Origin of the sequence: Halomonas sp. XH26 (assembly GCF_024138895.1) — a bacterium.
GTDB classification, from domain to species: Bacteria; Pseudomonadota; Gammaproteobacteria; order Pseudomonadales; family Halomonadaceae; genus Vreelandella; species Vreelandella alkaliphila.
This window is the reverse complement of the sequence record NZ_CP071889.1, coordinates 3,711,560-3,729,699: the sequence shown is the minus strand read 5'-3', so window position 1 is coordinate 3,729,699 and position 18,140 is coordinate 3,711,560. Positions and strand designations below refer to the sequence as shown.

Here is an 18,140-nt window from a genome sequence, read left to right as displayed (position 1 = left end):
CGTGTTCTCCCGTACAACATAAACAAAGCCGACGCAGTCGCCGGCTTGGAAGTAGGTGGACTAGGGGTTATACCTCGTCAAAATCGAGCACCACTTTGTCACTGATCGGATAGCACTGGCAGGACAGTACGTAGCCGGCATCTATTTCGTAATCTTCCAAGGCGTAATTGGCGTCCATTTCCACCTCACCTTCGATGACTTTTGATTTGCAGGTGGAACACACGCCCGCCTTGCATGAGAACGGCAGGTCGGCGCCGTGCTCGTTACCCGCGTCCAAAATGTTTTGGGTATTGCGGGACAGGTTATATTCGATGGTGCGGCCGTCGATAATCACCTTGATATGCGAAGTTTCAGCCTCAAGTTGACCAGCTCTGGCTGCCTGGCGGCGCTTGGCGCCCGCTGTCGGCAGCCCAGTGGTGAACAGCTCGAAGTGCACCTTCTCCTTTGGCATTCCATGTTGAGTCAGGACATCACGCACGATCTCGGTCATCTCTTGCGGGCCACAGATAAACGCAGCATCGAGCTTGGGTACGTCTACCCAACGGTCAAACAGGGCATTGCACTTATCGGCATCGATACGACCATTGTAAAGATCGATTTCCTGCTGCTCGCGGCTGAACACGTAAATGATATTAAGGCGTTCGAGATAACGATCCTTGAGATCCTGCAGACGTTCGCGAAACAGCGTGCCCGTGGTAGAGCGGTTGCCATAAATCACGGTAAAACGACTTTTTGGCTCGCTTTCCAACGTAGTGGAAACAATCGACATGATGGGGGTGACGCCACTGCCTGCGGTCACCGCCAGATAGTGCCCTTCACGACTGGGGTCGAGAGGCACGAAGAACTTGCCCTGTGGTGGCATCACTTCCAATTGCTCCCCAGGCTGCAATTGCTGGTTGGCAAAGGTGGAGAAGCTACCACCTGGGACTAGCTTGACGGCGACTCTTAGCTCGTGTTCGTGGACGCCGGTGCAGATTGAATATGAGCGGCGGACATCCTCACCTTCGATGTCGCGGTGCAGTGTCAGGTACTGGCCTTGGGTAAAGCGAAAGGCGTCCAGCAGATCGTCGGGAATATCGAAAGCAATGGAAACGGCATCATGGGTTTCCTTGCGTACATCCTTGACGGTCAGGGCGTGAAATCGGCTCATGGGAAATGGTCTCGTCGTTTTACAGACACTTGAAATAGTCGAAAGGCTCCAGGCAATCGCGGCAGCGATAGAGCGCCTTGCAAGCCGTAGAGCCGAATTCGCTGACGCGTTCGGTTGTGTTGCTGCCACATAAAGGGCAGGGCACTACCGGGTCAGACTGGCCCGTCAGGCTGCGCTTGCTGGCGCTCCCTACCGGCGGCGCGATGCCGTAAGCGCGCAATTTTTCGCGCCCGGCGTTGGTCAACCAATCGGTGGTCCAGGCAGGTGAAAGGCGGCGCTGAATCAGCGGGTCTGAGTAACCAGCGGCCACCAACGCTTCATGAATATGCTGTTCGATAACTTCCGTCGCCGGGCAGCCGGAGTAGGTGGGGGTCACATTGACCGCCAGCCGATCGTCCACCCAGTCGATATCGCGCACAATTCCCAGTTCAACCACGCTGACCACCGGCACTTCTGGGTCTGGCACTTGCTCTAAAACCGCCAGCACGGCGTCGATATCGCCTTTTTCACCGGCGGGTGGCAGCCCGCGACGGTCGCTGCCGATCAAGTCACTTGAAGGCCAGTCATCGGTAGGCCTGTTATCGATAGGTCCATCACTGACAGGCGCAGGCGGTGGGTTACCAGACGGTCGCATCGGGATATGCCCTCGGCAGGTATTGCATTTCCGCCAACAGAAAGCCCAGGTGCTCGGTGTGATGGCCGACTTTGCCGCCGGTATACATCCAGGCGTCGTAGGAAGGCCGCTCCAGCGTGGCTTCCTCAAGCACCTCTTCCACCGTTGCTTTCCAGCGAGCGGCAATGGTCTCAGGATCAGGCGCGATGCCGGCCTCTATCATGGCCTGATCAATCTCGTCGACCTGCAAGAGCTCGCCGGTGAACTGCCAAAGGTTGTCGAGCGCGCGCTGCATACGCGTGTGGCTTTCTTCGGTGCCATCGCCCAGGCGAATCGCCCATTCAGAGGAGCGGCGAAGGTGGTACGTTGCTTCTTTAAGCGATTTAGCAGCCACTTCGGCAATTCGCGGGTCGCTGGACCCAGCCAAGCCATCAAGTAGATGAACGTGCCAAGCATCGAACAGGAACTGACGTCCTATGGTGTCTGCAAAGTCACCGTTGGGCTGCTCGGTGATCAACAGATTACGAAAGTCCTGGGCATCGCGGCGAAAGGCCAGATGATCGGCATCGATATTGTCAGTTACCAGGTCAGCAACCATCAGTTCAGCCGCATAGCCAAGCCAGTTGCGTGCCTGTCCGAAGAGGTCGAGCCCTACATTCATTAAGGCCAGCTCTTCTTCCAACGCTGGAGCTTTGCCACACAGCTGTGCGTGCCGCTGGCCAAGCACCAAGGCGTTGTCGCCAAGGCGTAGCAGGTAATCGGTCAGCGGTGCTTGTGTTTTTTGAGCCATGTTTTTCAGAGCAGTGTTTTTCAGAGCCATGTTTTGCATCACAGCCTCCCTTACATGTGGCCGACTTCTTTCGGCAGTTTGTAGAAGGATGCGTGGCGATAGACCTTATCGTTAGACGGGTCAAACAGCGGCTCTTTCTCATCAGGAGAAGACGCAGTGATTTCGCTGGCCGGAACCACCCAGATGCTCACTCCTTCATTACGACGGGTGTAAAGCTCGCGGGCATTTTCGATTGCCATGCTGCGATCAGCGGCGTGTACGCTGCCGACGTGCTTGTGGTTAAGGCCGTGCTTGCTGCGTATAAAAACTTCGAAGAGGGGCCAGTCAGCCATGAGAGATGCCTCAGTGGTCATAGGAGTCTCGCGAGACTCCCTATTGTTCTAAAAAATAGTGTTTTAAAAGTCGGGTTTTAAAAATAAGACGTTGCCAGCTTAGGCTGCTCGGTGTTGACGCTTGGCGGCATAAGCCACGGCGGCTTCACGCACCCAGGCACCGTTATCAATGGCGCTACGACGTGCTTCAATGCGCTCGCGGTTGCAGGGGCCGTTGCCTTTCACGACGTCGAAAAATTCCTGCCAGTCGATTTCACCGAACTCGTAGTGGCCGGTCTCTTGGTTATATTTGAGATCCGGGTCGGGAGCGGTGCAGCCCAGCAGCTCCAGCTGCGGTACGGTTTGGTCGAGGAAGCGCTGGCGCAACTCATCGTTGCTGTGGCGTTTGATCTTCCAGGCCATCGACTGAGCACTGTTGGGTGAGTTTTCGTCGGATGGCCCGAACATCATTAGCGATGGCCACCAGAAACGGTTGATGGAGTCCTGCACCATGGCTTTCTGGTCGTCAGTGCCCTCTTGCATCATGGTCAACAGAATTTGATAACCCTGGCGCTGATGGAAGCTCTCTTCCTTGCACACGCGAATCATGGCGCGCGCGTAGGGGCCGTAAGAGGTGCGCTGTAGCGGTACCTGATTGACGATGGCTGCGCCGTCGACCAGCCAGCCGATGGTGCCCATGTCAGCCCAGTTTAGCGTTGGGTAGTTGAAGATACTGGAGTACTTGGCGCGGCCATCGTGAAGCTTGTCGATCTCTTCGTCGCGGTCGGCACCCAGAGTTTCCATGGCGCTATAGAGGTACAGGCCATGACCCGCCTCATCCTGAATCTTGGCCATTAGCTGCAGCTTGCGCTTAAGGGTCGGCGCACGTGTCAGCCAGTTACCTTCCGGCAGCATACCGACGATCTCGGAGTGTGCGTGTTGCGAGATCTGACGGATCAACGTCTTGCGATAGGCGTCCGGCATCCAATTCTTAGGTTCTATTTTGATTTCATCATTGATGCGCTCCTGGAACTGGCGTTCCTCAGGACCCATCTCATCAAGCGTTTTAAGTTTTTTAGAACCGGTTTCAACGAGCTGCGCGTACATAGAGACCTCCGCGGCGTCGGACTATCAGGGGGTTGACTTATCTTGCTTAAAGTATAGTGATACAAAATATTTTATCAATAACTATTTTTGTGTGTCGCTTTAAGACTTTATGATTACGGATAAAGCCAGTGTGGTTGGTTTGTAAAGGAAAATGGGGGTAAATTAAGTGATTCTTAATGTTCTATCTTTTTTCATCAAAGATGGCTGTTTGGGAATAAAAAAGCCCTTGCAAGGGTGCCTGCAAGGGCGTCGTTCTAACGTCTCAGTGTATGGCTAAACCAACCGATTAAGGCGCTAAGGAGTGAATCAGCGAAGGTCCTTGACGCGTCTGGCCTTACCCAGCGAACGCATCACGCTCTCTACCTGACACACTTCAACCTGGGTGCTAATGCCAATGTACGTCTTAATGGCATGCTGAAGCTGTTTTGCTGCTTGCTCACAGGCTACTGGATCGCGGGCGATGTCATGATGGCTCGCCTCGACCCGCACAAGCACCATATCCATATTGCCTTGGCGGCTGACTTCGATCTCGTAGTGGGGCGAAAGCGTCGCAATCTTGAGCAGTTGCTCTTCGATCTGAGTGGGGAACACATTCACGCCGCGGATGATCAGCATGTCGTCGCTGCGACCAGTGATTTTGTCGATGCGGCGCATGGGGCGGGCGGTGCCCGGCAGTAAGCGGGTCAGGTCGCGGGTGCGGTAGCGAATCACCGGCAGGCCTTCTTTGGTTAGGGTGGTGAACACCAACTCGCCGTATTCGCCGTCTGGCAGGACGTCACCGCTGATTGGGTCGATGATCTCGGGGTAGAAATGATCTTCCCAGATGGTCGGGCCATCTTTAGTTTCCAGGCACTCCATGCCCACGCCGGGCCCCATTACTTCAGAGAGGCCGTAAATATCGAGGGCGTCAATGCCCAGGCGCTGCTCTAAGGCCGTGCGCATGCTATCGGTCCAGGGTTCGGCACCGAAAATGCCAGTGCGCAGGGGCAGTGTGCGCGGGTCGATCCCTTGTCGCTCCATCTCGTCTGCGATGTTGAGCATATACGAGGGGGTGACCATGATGATGTCCGGCTGGAAATCACGAATTAACTGAACCTGTTTCTCAGTCTGGCCGCCCGACATGGGGATGACCGCGCAGCCCAGGCGCTCGGCACCGTAATGCGCGCCCAGTCCGCCGGTGAACAGGCCGTAGCCATACGCCACATGTACTTTGTCGTTGCGGCTGCCGCCAGCGGCACGGATCGAGCGCGCCACCACATCGGACCACACATCAATGTCCTTCTGGGTGTAGCCCACCACCGTCGGTTGTCCGGTGGTGCCGCTGGAGGCATGGATGCGAACGATCTCGCTCATCGGGGTGGCCAACATGCCAAATGGGTAGTTGTCGCGCAAATCAGCCTTGGTGGTGAACGGCAGTTTGGCGAGATCTGCCAGCGTCTGAATATCGCCGGGATGTACCCCAGCCTTGTCAAAAGACTGACGGTAGAACGGCACATTGTCGTAAGCGTGCTTCAGACTCCACTTCAGGCGCTTGACCTGAGTGGCGCGCAGCTCGTCGACGCTGGCGGTTTCCAAGGGGTCGAGAGTCGCAGTGTCGATACGCGTAGCGGGCTGATTCATCAGGGTCTCCGGTCAAGCAAATTGTTATTGGGCTAACGTTTTATGAGTGAGCCATGGTTAGGGTAACGATTTGATTAATGGTTTGAATAATGGGCCTATAAGCGCTCGATGATCAGAGCAATGCCCTGTCCGACACCGATACACATGGTGCATAGTGCAAAGCGTCCTTGCCGACGTTCGAGCTCATGCAGTGCCGTGGTGACCAACCGAGCGCCGCTCATACCCAGCGGATGTCCGAGTGCAATGGCGCCCCCATTGGGATTAACATGTTCGGCATCATCGCTAAGGCCCAAGTCGCGCATGACTGCCAACGCCTGAGCAGCAAAGGCTTCATTGAGTTCGATCACGTCCATTTGGTCGAGGGTAAGCCCGGTCTGGGCAAGCACCTTGCGAGTGGCGGGAGAGGGGCCGAACCCCATAATGCGCGGTTCCACACCAGCGGTGGCCATACCCACCACACGAGCGCGTGGCGTGAGGCTGAAACGTTCAGCCTGCTCGGCAGATGCCAACAGCAGCGCACAGGCGCCATCGTTAACCCCCGATGCATTACCTGCTGTTACGCTGCCGCCTTCGCGGAAAGGCGTGGGTAGCTTGGCAAGCTGCTCGGCGGTTGTGGTAGCGCGCGGGTGCTCATCGGTATCCACCACCAGCGGGTCTTGTTTGCGGCGGGGGATTTCGACCGGAACAATCTCTTCGGCCAAGCGGCCAGCCTCGATAGCGGCGGCGGTACGCTGCTGGCTGCGCAGGGCGAAGGCGTCCTGGTCTTCCCGGGAAATGCCAAATTGTTCAGCCACGTTTTCAGCGGTTTCGGGCATTGAGTCCACGCCAAACTGAGCTTTCATGGCGCGATTGATAAAGCGCCAGCCGATGGTGGTGTCGAAAATATCGGCTTGGCGTGAGAAGGCTTGTTCGGCCTTGCCCATCACGAAGGGTGCCCGGGACATCGACTCCACCCCTCCGGCGATCATCAACCCTGCTTCGCCGGTCTTAATTGTGCGGGCGGCATTGCCTATTGCATCCATACCAGACCCGCAAAGCCGGTTAATGGTGGTGCCGGGCACCTCGACCGGCAGCCCGGCCAGCAGCGCGGACATGCGCGCCACGTTACGGTTATCTTCACCCGCCTGGTTGGCGCAGCCGTAAAAGATATCGTCAATCAGCGACCAATCGACACCTGGGTTGCGTTCCCTCAGGGTGCGCATGGGAATGGCCCCCAGGTCATCGGCACGCATACCCGAAAGCGCGCCGCCGTAGCGACCTATTGGGGTGCGAATGGCATCAATAATCAGCGCGTCTTTCATCGGTTATCTCCAGCAGCAGTATTTTCTGCGTCAGTGTCTTCCAAGCGGCGTACGCTGCCGCGAATTTTGTAGGAACGCCCGCGGAACAAGGCAACGGTATCGCCGTGCTGATTGCGCAGCGTGATGTCATAAATGCCGGTGCGCCCACGGCGGCTGCGCTCTTCGGCGGTGGCGGTCAGTTCGTCACCTAGCTGGCCAGGGCCGAGATAGTCGATGCTGCAGCCTGAGGCTACCGTGGCCTCATCGTAGCTGTTGCAGGCAAACGCAAAGGCGGAATCGGCCAGGGCAAACAGAAACCCGCCATGGCAGTTGCCGTGACCCTGCACCATATCCTGGCGCACGGTCATGGTCAGTTCTGCAAAGCCGGGGGCGACACGGGTAATGCGCATGCCCAACCCTTGGCTGGCATGGTCACGGGCAAACATTGCCTCGGCACAGGCTTCCGCCAGTTGCTGTGGGGTCAGTTGGGAATCACTCATGAAAGCTTTCCTCGCTCAGGGCGTTGCGACGCAGCAGGAACGAGCTGCGATAACGCTCTTCGCCGTAACTCTGCTGTAGATGCGTAAGGGTGCGGTGAACGAAGGGCAGACCCAGTGAGTCTGCCCAGGCCAAGGGGCCGCGGGGATAGTTGACGCCAGCCTGCATGGCCAGGTCGCCATCCTTGGCACTGCAGACACCCTGAAGTACGGCATCGGCAGCTTCATTGGCGAGCATGGCTACGGTGCGCAGTACCACCAGTCCCGGGGTGTCGGTTAGCCAGGCCACGTCCATTCCCATGTGCTGGAAGAATGCCGTTGCTAGTTGGCGGGCCTCGGGCGATGCCGTGTGACTGGCAGCAAGCGCGATGGCGCTAGCGTTGCGGTAGTCCAGGCATAGATCGAACAGTACCAGAGCATCGAGCCCTTCATTGACCGCACGTTCAGCGGCGCAACGACCGTCGCTGAGGGCCAGTACTAGGTCGCCTAGGTATAGGCGAGGGGAGCCGTCTTGCTGTAGCGATTCACGGTACACCACGTTGAGACCAGCTTTTTGAGCGCGTTCCAGCAGTGGCGCGAGAGTGCTGTTGGCACCCTGTACGACAAGTGCTGGTAGCTCCGTATTTGCTGGTTCGGCAAAGGTAGGCTGTGGCTTAGCAGCGCTTTCAGCGTAGTCAAAGAAGCCCTTGCCAGACTTACGTCCCAGGCGCCCGGCTTCCACCAACGCTTGCTGTACTAAGGAGGGCTCGAAACGGGTATCGCCGTAGTAAGCGTCAAACACCGAGCGGGTCACCGCGTAGTTAACGTCATGACCGATCAGATCCATCAGCTCGAAAGGCCCCATGCGGAACCCACCAGCTTGACGCAGCAATGCATCGATAGTGGCGGCATCGCTGGCACCTTCCTGCAGCAGGCGTAGGCCTTCGGCATAAAATGGCCGTGCCACGCGATTAACAATGAACCCAGGAGTGGAGCTGGCGTGCACCGCGACCTTGCCCCAGGCAACGGCGGTGTCATAAAGGGTGTCGGCAACCTCGGTGGTGGTGGCTAGGCCAGACACCACTTCCACCAGTTTCATGATCGGTGCGGGGTTAAAGAAGTGCAGCCCCGCCATGCGCTCAGGACGCTCAAGATTCGCAGCAATAGAAGTGATCGACAGTGACGAAGTGTTGCTGGCGAGCAAGGTGTCCGGCGAACACAAAGCTTCTAGCTGGGCGAACACCTGACGTTTGATCTCAAGGTTTTCGACAATAGCTTCGATAACCAAATGACTGTCGGCCAAGGCATCGATAGCATCGGCAGGCTGTAGGCGAGCAATAATGTTATCCACGTCCCCTTGGATCATCTTACCCTTGGCAACACGCTTTTCCAGCTGACGGCGAATGTTATCGATGCCTGCTTTGGCGGCACCCGGCTGGTTGTCGTGCAGAATGACCGAGTGGCCAGCCTGGGCGGCAACCTGAGCAATACCGGCGCCCATGGCACCTGCGCCAATCACACCAATAACGGCAGACGTGGGAAGGGCTGGCATATCACTCTCCCTTGAAGGTGGGGCGACGTTTCTCGATAAAAGCGCTGACGCCTTCGCGGTAATCTTCCGTGCGTCCGGCAAGGCGCTGCAGGTCGCGTTCCAGGTCGAGCTGCTCGTTGAAACTGTTATCGCTGCTGGCGTGCAGGGCACGTTTGATAAGCGCCAAGCCGCGCGTTGGTTGAGTGGCCAAGTGGCGAGCCATGTTCATGGCTTCTTCCTGAAGCGCCTCATCATCGACGCAGCGCCAGATCATGCCCCACTGTTCGGCAGTCTCGGCGGGCAGCTTGTCGCCAAGCATGGCTAGACCCTTGGCACGCGCCATACCCACCAGATTAGGCAGTGTCCAGGTGCCGCCAGAGTCGGGAATTAATCCAATCTTGCAGAAGGCCTGAATGAAGCTTGCCGAACGAGCAGCCAATACGATGTCGCAGGCCAGGGCGATGTTGGCACCGGCTCCTGCCGCCACACCATTCACCGCACAAATGGTTGGGAACGGCATGTCTTTAAGAGCGCGCAACATAGGGTTGTAGCGTTTTTCAAGCGACTCGCCGAGGTCGGGGGCTTGTTCGCCGGGCGCAACGCTGCGGTCGGAAAGATCCTGACCAGCGCAGAAGCCGCGGCCGTTACCGGTCAATAACAAAGCGCGAACGCTTGAGTCCTGGCGCACGGCTTTTAGCGCCTTGCGCATCTCGGCATGCATCTCTGTATTGAAGCTGTTCAGGCTGTCGGGGCGGTTTAGCGTAATACAGGCAACGCCATCTTCCACGGTGTACAGCAGGGGCGCTTGGCTCATGGGTAATATCCTTGTGTCAGTGCCCTTGAAAAGTGGCAGGTCGTTTTTCTTGGAAGGCGCGAATGCCCTCTTCGCGGTCGGCGGTGCCCGCCAATAAGGTGAACGCATGGCGTTCAAAGCGCAGGCCAGTGGCTAGGTCGGTATCCATCGCCTTGTGTAACGACTCCCTTGCTAAGCGCACGGCCAGCGGTGCCTTGGCGGCAATGCGCGTTGCAATGGCCATGGCGCGCTCAAGGGTTAATTCGGGCTGGGTAATCTCGCTAATCAGGCCTGCTTCAAGGGCGCGGCGAGCAGAAATTGGCTCGCCAGTTAGCACCATTTGGGTAGCCAGTGATTTACCCACCGCTCTAAGCAGACGCTGGGTACCACCAGCACCGGGCATGATGCCCAGATTGATTTCAGGCTGGCCGAACAGGGCACTTTCACCGGCAATAATGATGTCGGCATGCATTGCTAGCTCACAGCCACCGCCCAAGGCGTAGCCGTTAACGGCAGCAATGATTGGTTTGCGGAAACGCGTAATGGTGGCCCAGTGGTGCTGGCGAGGATCTTCCAGCATGCCGACTAGGTCACGTTCAGCCATTTCATTAATATCCGCACCGGCGGCGAATGCTTTCGCACTTCCGGTGATCACCACGGCGCGAACGTTGTCGTCACTATCGGCGCTGTTCAGGGTGTCGGCGAGTTCGCCAAGCAGCTGGGTATTCAGCGCATTCAGTGCTTCAGGGCGATTCAGCGTGATGCATAAAACGCCTTCCAGGGGCGGAGTTATTTTTAGAGTAGTGGGCATTGTTACCTCAGTTCGGCCTGTGGCGCACAGGATGAATATCTGCCGAGTATAGGTTTATTTTGATACACATCAATATTGTTTGACTGTTTTTAGTGTGTCACTTGTTGGTGTTTTTGATAATTTATGTCTTGTTAACAATGACTTGTATGTATTTATAGCGAGTAAGTGATAGTTATTAGACCATGGTATGAAAGGTGGAAAGTTGGCCCGAAAAGTGATCTTTAGCCCGTATATATCGAGTTTATTGATCGTGGTGGGCTAATTCTTAAGCAAGCGGTGCCAGGGAAAGCGTTTGATGTTTTGTTACGGGAAAGATAGTCTTTGTTCTTATAACGTATCAAGAAAATAAGTGAGTGCAGGAGCGCCCCATGACGCAATCAGCGCAGCAGATGTTTGACCTTCACCGTGACATTCTTGACCAGGCTGTCGGCGCCATCTCTAGCCGTAATTTTTGGACGCCCTACCCAGAAAGTATGCGCAAATACCCCGAAGATGCCGTTAAAGCGGCACCATCGAGATTTGAGTCACTGCTTAATCAACCATTTACGCTGAATAGTGTTGGCAGCACTCACCACGTGGGCGGCGAAGTCTCACCTTATGGTTTTGAACTCGGCATTACTTATAACCAGCCAAGCCCCGACGAGCTGATAGTGGCCATGCAAGTAGCAATGCGTGACTGGCGAGATGCTGGGGCGCAAGCGCGCGTGGGGGTGTGTTTGGAAGTCCTGTCGCGCCTTAATGCCATGAGCCCGGAGATCGCCCAGGCGGTGATGCATACTAGTGGTCAGGGGCCGTTGATGGCGTTTCAGGCAGGTGGGCCGCATGCTCAGGATCGCGGCCTTGAAGCCGTGGCCTATGCTTGGCAAGCGATGGCGCAGATTCCTGCTACCGCACAGTGGGTTAAGCCCCAGGGCAAGCATGATCCCATTGTCATGGATAAGCGTTTTCACATCGTGCCACGTGGCATCTCGTTGGTGGTGGCCTGCTCTACTTTTCCCACCTGGAATACTTATCCTGGCTTGTTTGCCAGTCTGGCGACGGGCAACCCCGTCATTCTTAAGCCGCATCCTGGCGCTATTTTGCCTGTGGCGATGACCGCACGGGTTGTTCAACAGGTACTGGAGGAAGCGGGCTTTGACCCTTGTCTGGTTAGCTTGGTACCCGACACTGTCGATGCGCCGCTGACGAAAACGCTGGCGCTTGACCCTGCGGTAAAGCTGATCGATTTCACTGGCTCCAATACCTTTGGCGATTGGCTAATAGATAACGCCACTCAGGCTCAGGTGTTTGCTGAGAAAGCCGGTGTCAACACGGTCATTATCGACAGCGTGGATAACCTTAAAGCGGTCACGGCGAATCTTGCCTTCTCGCTGAGCCTTTATTCCGGGCAGATGTGCACGACCCCTCAGGCTATTTATGTACCCAAAAACGGTATTGAAACAGCGGATGGCCATTTGAGTTTTGACGACGTGGCGGCAGCGCTTGCGAAAGCTGTACAGGCATTTCTGAGTGACAATGACCGCGCCTGCACGGTGTTAGGTGCCCTGCAGTCAGTAGACACGCAAGCACGGATTGATGCGTGCCGTGGCTTGGGCGAAATAGTCCTGGATAGCGAGTCACGAAAACACGCCCAATACTCTGACGCCCGCATTCACACGCCGCTTATCCTCAAGGTAGATGCAGCACAGAAGGCTACCTATGGTGAGGAACGCTTCGGCCCCATCAGCTTTGTTATCGCGACTGAGAACACCGCGCATAGCATTGAACTGGCCCGTGACGTGATCCGGGAAAAGGGCGCGATAACCCTAGGTGGCTATACGACTGATGAGGCAGTGGCCGAGCAGTTCGAAGAGCTGGCGATGGAAGTGGCGACGCCGCTTTCGTTGAACCTGGATGGGGGGATATTCGTCAACCAGTCGGCTGCTTTCAGTGACTTTCACGCCACAGGCGGTAATCTGGCAGCTAATGCCTCGCTATGTAATCAAGCCTTTGTTGCCAGTCGCTTTGTGGTGGTGCAAAGCCGTCGCCACGGCCAACCGAACTAACGGAGAACGTGATGCCTTACTATCGACTTGAAGGGGTGACGCCAGTGGTGCACCCGACCGCTTATGTCCACCCGACCGCAGTGCTCATCGGGGATGTGATTGTTGGCCCCAATTGTTACGTTGGCCCCGGCGCGGTGATGCGCGGTGACTTCGGCCGACTGGTGCTGGAAGAGGGTGCGAACCTGCAGGATACCTGCGTCATGCACGGCTTTCCGGGCTGTGTCACTAAGGTTGAGAAAGATGGCCATATCGGCCACGGCGCGGTTTTGCATGGCTGCGTGGTTGGGCGTGATGCCATGGTCGGCATGAACGCTGTAGTGATGGATGGTGCTCACATAGCGGAGCGCTCTATTGTTGCGGCAGCAGCATTCGTCAAGGCAGGCTTCGAGTGTGAGCCACAGTCGCTGGTGATGGGGGCTCCTGCAAAGGTTAAACGCCCGCTGAGTGATGAGGAGTTTGCTTGGAAGCAGCAGGGTACTCAAGAGTATCAGCGTTTAGTGACCCGTTGCCGTGACAGCTTGGAACCTTGTGAACCGCTGGCAGAGCTCGATGCTGACCGGCCAACCTTGCTAGCCGGTGATACACAACCTAAGCAGCAGAGCATAGCGTAGCAAGGCGATACTTATAGTATGGCTCGCTACCACCGCGCCCCCTGGCGAGCCATCCCCCACCCAACCACAGGTTGGTAGCCTCAAGTGGTCTTTGTAGTCGCCCCATCCCCCCCCTTTCCTTCCTGAGCGCCAAGTCTCAAACCTGAGTCGACCGAAACTCCAGGTGCCGTCACGGTCAATGATGATCAAATTTGAAGAGGCAAAGTGTTTCAAGTCCATACGCAACTGTTGCAAGTTGGGGCACCGATTGCTGCCGGTTGATTGAAAATCTAAAAAAACTCAGATAAGTAAATAACTTTAACTACATGAATAAAAAGAAATAGTTGATAGTCGGCGCGGTCAATGCAAGTTGAATGGTACTGGCACACACCTTCTATGTTCGTCCGCGAAGAGAACCGCAGGTGAACATAACGACAACAATAATGCGTGGAGAACCCTCCGTGATGAGACATGCACTTCCTACAGGGCTCTGTAGCCTAGCCCTGCTGCTGCCTACCGGCGCCGTCTTGGCCTCTGCTGGCAGCGAGGCTATCGACAGGCACTGTTCAGCCTGCCATCAGGCCCAAAGTGGCCCCCAGAGCTGGAGTCGCATTAGTGCGCAGCGTAAGACCCCGGAAGGCTGGGACATGACGATCGCGCGCATGCAGACCATGCACGGCCTGGAGCTGCCCCAGGAGGCTCGCCGGGATATCGTCAAGTTCCTCGCTGATACCCGCGGCCTAGCGCCCGAGGAGAGCGCGTCTCAGCGTGAACTGATCGAGCGACGCCTCAACCGTATCGAGTCCTTTGATCATCCTAGCTATCAGGAAATGTGTGCCCGCTGTCATACTGGCGGCCGCGCCCAACTACAGCGCCGTCCCCAGGAAGAGTGGGAGAGACTGGTGCACTTCCATGTGGGCCAGTTCCAGACCACTGAGTACCAGTCCATGGCACGGGATCGTGACTGGTTCGATCTCGCCCTGAACGAGATCGCTCCCTGGCTGGCCGAGTCTCAAAGTCTCGAAAATGAAGCTTGGGAGTCATGGCAGCAGGCCGAACAGACCTCTCCTGAGGGTGACTGGCAGCTCTGGGGGCACTGGCCCGGAGAAGGCGACTTTTATGCCGACGTTACTATTAACACCGATGAAGGCGAGGATGCCTACTCCCTTAGCCTGGACGGCGCTTTCACCAGTGGTCGTCCGCTCAGTGGCGAAGGCCAGGCCATCGTTTATACCGGCTATGAGTGGCGCGCCAACCTGAACCTCAACGGTCGTGATCTCAAGCAGGTACTGGATCTCTCCGGTGCGCATCCCAGCGGGCGCATCTTCGATGATCATGACGATGCTTTTGGAATGATGGTGGAAATGGTGCCTCACGAAGCGGCCGAGTCTGCGGTGTTAGCCAGCCTGCCCGCCTCACTCAAGGCCGGTGAGCGTAGCCGGCTGGTGCTACTGGGCCACGGCCTTGGGGAAGGGGAAATCAGTCTTGGGGAGGGCGTCACCGTGCGTAAGGTGATCGAACGTAGCGACATGCGCCTGGTGCTGGACGTTGAGGCCAGCAACGATCTCACACCCGGCTGGCTGGCTATGCAGATCGGCGAGATCAGTGCCGAGAGGCTGCTGGCTGGCTATCGCACGGTAGATCGTTTGGAGGTAAGTCCAACGCTGGGAGTTGCTCGCATCGGTAACGATAAGACTCCGCCGGTGAGTGGCGTCTTCACCGCCGCCGGATATCTGGACGGGGCTGATGAGACCATCCCGCTGGGGCAGGTACCGGTACGTTGGAGCGTTTCCCCCTGGGACAAGATCGCCGAGCGCGACGAGGATGTCAGGTTTGCGGGCATACTGGACGCCGCCACAGGGATCTTCTCACCTGCCGGGGCTGGGCCCAACCCGCTGCGTCAGTACAACGCCAACAGCGTGGGCAACCTACGGGTGACCGCCAGTGTGGTAGGACAGGAGGCGATACAGGACGAAGCCCAACTGATCGTTACCGTACAACGCTGGAACAACCCGCCGCTTCGCTAGGAGATCACCATGGGAATCTTACAAGCCATACCCGAGAACCTGCATCGGATGGAAGTAGAAGGCCAGCCGTTGTGGTTTCATATCCCCACCACGAGTTTGTTCGCCCCGGACGCACTCAGCGAGGAGCTGCTGGCACTGGCCGGGCGAAAGGAGGGGCTCAATAGCCGGGCGCTGCCGGGCCATCTGATACATCAGGCCAGCGGCGACGATATCCAGGAGCGGCTGCTACAGCTTAAGGCACTGAAGCTGATCACCGATGGTGTTGTCCAGGCCTATAATCCCAGCGTAAAGGTGGAGCAGTTCCCGCTCTCTACTGTGGTGCTCAATGTCAACACTGGCTGCAACCTTAGCTGCAGTTACTGCTACAAGGAAGACCTGGATAACCCCCGGGACGGTAAGAAGATGGATCTGGCCACCGCCCAGGCCTCTATCGAGATGATGATGCGCGAAGCCCCGCAGCGGGATCGCTACAACATCGTCTTCTTTGGCGGCGAGCCGCTCAGCAACATGCCCTTGATCCGCCAGGTGGTGGACTGGGCCGAGGCGCGCATTCATGGGCTTGGTAAGGCAGTAGATTTCACGCTGACCACCAACGCCACGCTACTGAACGAGGAAAAGATCGCTTTCTTCGACGCCCATCGCTTTGGGCTCACGGTGAGCATGGACGGCCCTAAAGCGGTCCACGACAAAAACCGTATTGCGGTCAACGGCCAGGGCACCTATGACCTGGTGGCCAAACGCATTAAGCCGCTGTTGGCCAGCTATCGCTCACGACCGGTGGGAGCCAGGGTGACCCTGACTCGTGGCATCACCGACGTTATCGGTATTCACGATCACCTGGTCAACGAACTGGGCTTCGCCGAGGCGGGCTTCGCCCCAGTCACCTCCGGTGATATGGCTGACTACAATCTTACCAGCGATGAGCTTAAGCGGGTCTTCGACGGTATGGTCGAGCTCGGTGAGCGAGCCGTGGCAGCCGCCATTCAGGGGCGCGATATCGGCTTCGGTAACTTCAACCAACTGCTCACCGATCTTTGGGAAGGGCGCAGCAAGGCGGTGCCCTGTGGGGCTGGCTTAGGGCTGGTTTCGGTGGATCATGCGGGCGATGTGCACCTCTGTCACCGTTTCACCGGCTCCGAGATGCCCACCTTTGGCAGCGTCCAGGAGGGGCTCGATCACGCAGGCCTCAAGCAGTTTATCGAGGCCAGGAGTGATCGCTCCGAGCGTGGCTGCAGCAACTGTCGGATCCGCAACCTTTGCTCCGGCGGTTGCTACCACGAGAGCTACGCCCGCTATGGCGACCCTATGACTCCCACCTACCACTATTGTGACCTGATGCGCGACTGGGTCGATTTCGGCATTCAAGCCTACGCTCGAATCCTGCGTCATAACCCCGATTTTCTCGACGGCCCCCTGGCCGGGAGGCAGACAGCATGACAAATAACAAGAAGAACTTGACCGCACTGGGGTTGGCACCCCTCAACCGCAAGGCCCGCGAAATGGAGCGGGCCGCTAGCCCAGAGGCCCTGGAAGAAGTGCAGGCCATGCAGACCATTGCCGGGTGCACGTCTAGCTTTGACCCGGGCTGGGAAGTGGACCCCTTCGGCGGCGTGGCTTCGCTGTGCCAACCTATGGAAGCGGATCTCTATGGCTGCGCTGACCCCTGCTGGTGGCCTGCTCAGGTGCCGGACACTATGAACACCTACCCCAACTGGGGGGATGGAGCCGACCGCGCTGAGGATGATTGGCGCAAGTTCGATAGTGTCTATCCGGGAGACGATAAGTGATGAATAGCTCAGAAATTAAGCTGCTCAATTTGACCCTAATGGGGCTGCTGGCCTTCGCTGCCCAGCCTCTGGTGGTTAATGCTGCTGTCGCCGATGAAGCCAGCGCTGACGAAGTACGCGAGTATCTGGTGACCATGGTTCGTCCCAACCAGCTCTACGTGATCGATCCGGAGGCCCAGGAGGTGGTGCGTACCTGTGACGTAGAAGGCGCCTTTGGCTCCGGCACCCTGCAGCTATCGCCGGATGAGCGGATCGCCTATGTGCTGCACAACCGCTGGGAAGACGTAGTGGGCATCGACCTCACTAGTTGTGAGGAAGTCTTTCGCGCCAGCGGCTCAGGCAATTCAATACGCGCTAAATCCATCGCTTCCCTTGCCGTGAGCCCCGACGGCAGCCGTCTCTATAGCATTTGGGATCGGGCGCGGCTAGGCCTCGACCACTACGAAGTATTGGAGCCACAGCTAGCGGTCTATGACACCGCAGCAGGTCTAGCTGCCGAGCCCCTGGCTACCTTCCCAGCACCGCGCCAGGTGACGACCATGGGGGCCGCCGAGGACGGTAATCTCTATCTGGCTGGTGCTGATATCTATCGGGTCGACCCGGAAAACGGCGAGACCGAGATCGCCATTGCCAACCGAAATTGGGATCGCCCCAGCTTTAGCCCGCCAGACTCCTTAGCCATGTGGTCGATGGGCGAGGTAGCCAACGAGTTCCTGCGTCCCTACACGGTAGCTGAGCATCCCGGCGAGAAGAACGAAGCTTGGCACTGGGGCATCAGCCGCGTCGACCTAGCCACCGGCGAGACCGAGAACAAGGAGATAGCCCCTTTTGAGTTCATCATCTTTTCCATGGTTTCTGATCCCCGGGAGCGGGACGTCTTTTATGGCGTCTACACTCAGCTCAGCAAGCTGGATGCCCGCACCCAAGAGATAGTGAAGGTGATCGATCTTGATCATACTTACTACAGTGTTAATACTTCCTATGACGGCTCGCGGATCTACCTGGGCGGCGCTTCCAGTGATATCGCCATCTATGATGATGACTTCAATGATCTGGGGCGCATTCGCTTGCCCGGTGATATGAGCACCGCAACGCTGAAGGTGGCACGCTTCTAGATTGCCGCTGCATGATCCTTCTGGCCGGCGCTTGTGAAAGCGGTCGGCCATTTTTGCTGGGGGCATCCCTTATGGTTGATGAATGAAGAGAGCG

Annotated in this window: 17 protein-coding genes; 6 read left to right on the top strand and 11 right to left on the bottom strand. The window is 57.2% G+C overall.

All coding sequences use genetic code 11. The annotated features are described in order from the left end of the window. Positions 1-67: 67 nt before the first annotated feature. The 11 genes from paaE to paaF form a co-directional block, all read right to left on the bottom strand. A complete protein-coding gene (paaE, locus tag J4377_RS17055) occupies positions 68-1,150 on the bottom strand; it encodes a 1,2-phenylacetyl-CoA epoxidase subunit PaaE (protein WP_253486213.1) in 1,083 nt (360 codons plus the stop codon). Positions 1,151-1,169: 19 nt separating this feature from the next. Beyond that, positions 1,170-1,784: a 1,2-phenylacetyl-CoA epoxidase subunit PaaD gene (gene paaD / locus J4377_RS17050; RefSeq protein ID WP_253486212.1), complete on the bottom strand. Its 615-nt coding sequence runs from the start codon at positions 1,782-1,784 to the stop codon at positions 1,170-1,172. Next, on the bottom strand, positions 1,768-2,592 hold the full coding sequence (paaC, locus tag J4377_RS17045; RefSeq protein ID WP_253486211.1) for a 1,2-phenylacetyl-CoA epoxidase subunit PaaC: 825 nt from the start codon (positions 2,590-2,592) through the stop codon (positions 1,768-1,770). Before paaC ends, paaD begins: the two co-directional genes overlap by 17 nt. Before the next feature lie 11 nt (positions 2,593-2,603). Beyond that, positions 2,604-2,885: a 1,2-phenylacetyl-CoA epoxidase subunit PaaB gene (paaB, locus tag J4377_RS17040; RefSeq protein WP_009723077.1), complete on the bottom strand. Its 282-nt coding sequence runs from the start codon at positions 2,883-2,885 to the stop codon at positions 2,604-2,606. Positions 2,886-2,984: 99 nt separating this feature from the next. After that, positions 2,985-3,971 carry a 1,2-phenylacetyl-CoA epoxidase subunit PaaA gene (paaA, locus tag J4377_RS17035; RefSeq protein WP_198348883.1) on the bottom strand — a complete coding sequence of 329 codons (987 nt, stop codon included), beginning with the start codon at positions 3,969-3,971 and terminating at the stop codon, positions 2,985-2,987. A 306-nt stretch (positions 3,972-4,277) separates the two neighbouring features. After that, positions 4,278-5,591, bottom strand: a complete 1,314-nt coding sequence (gene paaK / locus J4377_RS17030) for a phenylacetate--CoA ligase PaaK (protein WP_198348884.1) — start codon at positions 5,589-5,591, stop codon at positions 4,278-4,280. Between the two features lie 95 nt (positions 5,592-5,686). Beyond that, positions 5,687-6,892: a 3-oxoadipyl-CoA thiolase gene (gene pcaF / locus J4377_RS17025; protein ID WP_253486210.1), complete on the bottom strand. Its 1,206-nt coding sequence runs from the start codon at positions 6,890-6,892 to the stop codon at positions 5,687-5,689. Beyond that, the gene (gene paaI, locus J4377_RS17020) at positions 6,889-7,371 is read right to left on the bottom strand and encodes a hydroxyphenylacetyl-CoA thioesterase PaaI (RefSeq protein ID WP_198348886.1); all 483 of its coding nucleotides are present in this window, start codon (positions 7,369-7,371) and stop codon (positions 6,889-6,891) included. Before paaI ends, pcaF begins: the two co-directional genes overlap by 4 nt. Next, positions 7,364-8,899 carry a 3-hydroxyacyl-CoA dehydrogenase PaaH gene (gene paaH / locus J4377_RS17015; RefSeq protein WP_198348887.1) on the bottom strand — a complete coding sequence of 512 codons (1,536 nt, stop codon included), beginning with the start codon at positions 8,897-8,899 and terminating at the stop codon, positions 7,364-7,366. Before paaH ends, paaI begins: the two co-directional genes overlap by 8 nt. Position 8,900: 1 nt before the next feature. Beyond that, entirely contained in the window at positions 8,901-9,692 is a 792-nt protein-coding gene (paaG, locus tag J4377_RS17010; RefSeq protein ID WP_009723071.1) for a 2-(1,2-epoxy-1,2-dihydrophenyl)acetyl-CoA isomerase PaaG, read from the bottom strand. 16 nt (positions 9,693-9,708) lie between these two features. Then, entirely contained in the window at positions 9,709-10,482 is a 774-nt protein-coding gene (gene paaF, locus J4377_RS17005) for a 2,3-dehydroadipyl-CoA hydratase PaaF (RefSeq protein WP_038479077.1), read from the bottom strand. A gap of 368 nt (positions 10,483-10,850) precedes the next feature. Here paaF and paaN point away from each other — a divergent pair, with 368 nt between their 5' ends. The 6 genes from paaN to peaD all read left to right on the top strand — a co-directional run bounded on the left by paaN (position 10,851) and on the right by peaD (position 18,046). Next, complete coding sequence (gene paaN / locus J4377_RS17000; RefSeq protein ID WP_253486209.1) at positions 10,851-12,527, top strand: phenylacetic acid degradation protein PaaN; 1,677 nt, start codon at positions 10,851-10,853, stop codon at positions 12,525-12,527. An 11-nt stretch (positions 12,528-12,538) separates the two neighbouring features. Beyond that, entirely contained in the window at positions 12,539-13,138 is a 600-nt protein-coding gene (gene paaY, locus J4377_RS16995) for a phenylacetic acid degradation protein PaaY (protein WP_038479071.1), read from the top strand. 443 nt (positions 13,139-13,581) lie between these two features. Next, the gene (peaA, locus tag J4377_RS16990) at positions 13,582-15,144 is read left to right on the top strand and encodes a quinohemoprotein amine dehydrogenase subunit alpha (RefSeq protein ID WP_198348888.1); all 1,563 of its coding nucleotides are present in this window, start codon (positions 13,582-13,584) and stop codon (positions 15,142-15,144) included. 9 nt (positions 15,145-15,153) lie between these two features. Beyond that, the gene (gene peaB, locus J4377_RS16985; RefSeq protein WP_038479065.1) at positions 15,154-16,581 is read left to right on the top strand and encodes a quinohemoprotein amine dehydrogenase maturation protein; all 1,428 of its coding nucleotides are present in this window, start codon (positions 15,154-15,156) and stop codon (positions 16,579-16,581) included. Beyond that, positions 16,578-16,931, top strand: a complete 354-nt coding sequence (gene qhpC / locus J4377_RS16980; RefSeq protein WP_051626386.1) for a quinohemoprotein amine dehydrogenase subunit gamma — start codon at positions 16,578-16,580, stop codon at positions 16,929-16,931. The genes peaB and qhpC overlap by 4 nt, the downstream gene beginning before the upstream one ends. Then, positions 16,931-18,046 (top strand): quinohemoprotein amine dehydrogenase subunit beta, encoded by a 1,116-nt coding sequence (gene peaD, locus J4377_RS16975; RefSeq protein ID WP_038479062.1) that lies wholly within the window; start codon positions 16,931-16,933, stop codon positions 18,044-18,046. Before qhpC ends, peaD begins: the two co-directional genes overlap by 1 nt. The last annotated feature ends 94 nt before the right edge of the window (positions 18,047-18,140 follow it).

Coding starts and splice junctions, on each gene's coding strand:
- peaD (WP_038479062.1), top strand. CDS start 16,931: ATGAATAGCTCAGAAATTAAGCTGCTCAATTTGACCCTAATGGGGCTG.
- paaF (WP_038479077.1), bottom strand. CDS start 10,482: ATGCCCACTACTCTAAAAATAACTCCGCCCCTGGAAGGCGTTTTATGC.
- peaA (WP_198348888.1), top strand. CDS start 13,582: ATGAGACATGCACTTCCTACAGGGCTCTGTAGCCTAGCCCTGCTGCTG.
- pcaF (WP_253486210.1), bottom strand. CDS start 6,892: ATGAAAGACGCGCTGATTATTGATGCCATTCGCACCCCAATAGGTCGC.
- paaA (WP_198348883.1), bottom strand. CDS start 3,971: ATGTACGCGCAGCTCGTTGAAACCGGTTCTAAAAAACTTAAAACGCTT.
- paaI (WP_198348886.1), bottom strand. CDS start 7,371: ATGAGTGATTCCCAACTGACCCCACAGCAACTGGCGGAAGCCTGTGCC.
- paaG (WP_009723071.1), bottom strand. CDS start 9,692: ATGAGCCAAGCGCCCCTGCTGTACACCGTGGAAGATGGCGTTGCCTGT.
- paaC (WP_253486211.1), bottom strand. CDS start 2,592: ATGCAAAACATGGCTCTGAAAAACACTGCTCTGAAAAACATGGCTCAA.
- paaD (WP_253486212.1), bottom strand. CDS start 1,784: ATGCGACCGTCTGGTAACCCACCGCCTGCGCCTGTCAGTGATGGACCT.
- qhpC (WP_051626386.1), top strand. CDS start 16,578: ATGACAAATAACAAGAAGAACTTGACCGCACTGGGGTTGGCACCCCTC.
- paaB (WP_009723077.1), bottom strand. CDS start 2,885: ATGGCTGACTGGCCCCTCTTCGAAGTTTTTATACGCAGCAAGCACGGC.
- peaB (WP_038479065.1), top strand. CDS start 15,154: ATGGGAATCTTACAAGCCATACCCGAGAACCTGCATCGGATGGAAGTA.
- paaK (WP_198348884.1), bottom strand. CDS start 5,591: ATGAATCAGCCCGCTACGCGTATCGACACTGCGACTCTCGACCCCTTG.
- paaE (WP_253486213.1), bottom strand. CDS start 1,150: ATGAGCCGATTTCACGCCCTGACCGTCAAGGATGTACGCAAGGAAACC.
- paaH (WP_198348887.1), bottom strand. CDS start 8,899: ATGCCAGCCCTTCCCACGTCTGCCGTTATTGGTGTGATTGGCGCAGGT.
- paaN (WP_253486209.1), top strand. CDS start 10,851: ATGACGCAATCAGCGCAGCAGATGTTTGACCTTCACCGTGACATTCTT.
- paaY (WP_038479071.1), top strand. CDS start 12,539: ATGCCTTACTATCGACTTGAAGGGGTGACGCCAGTGGTGCACCCGACC.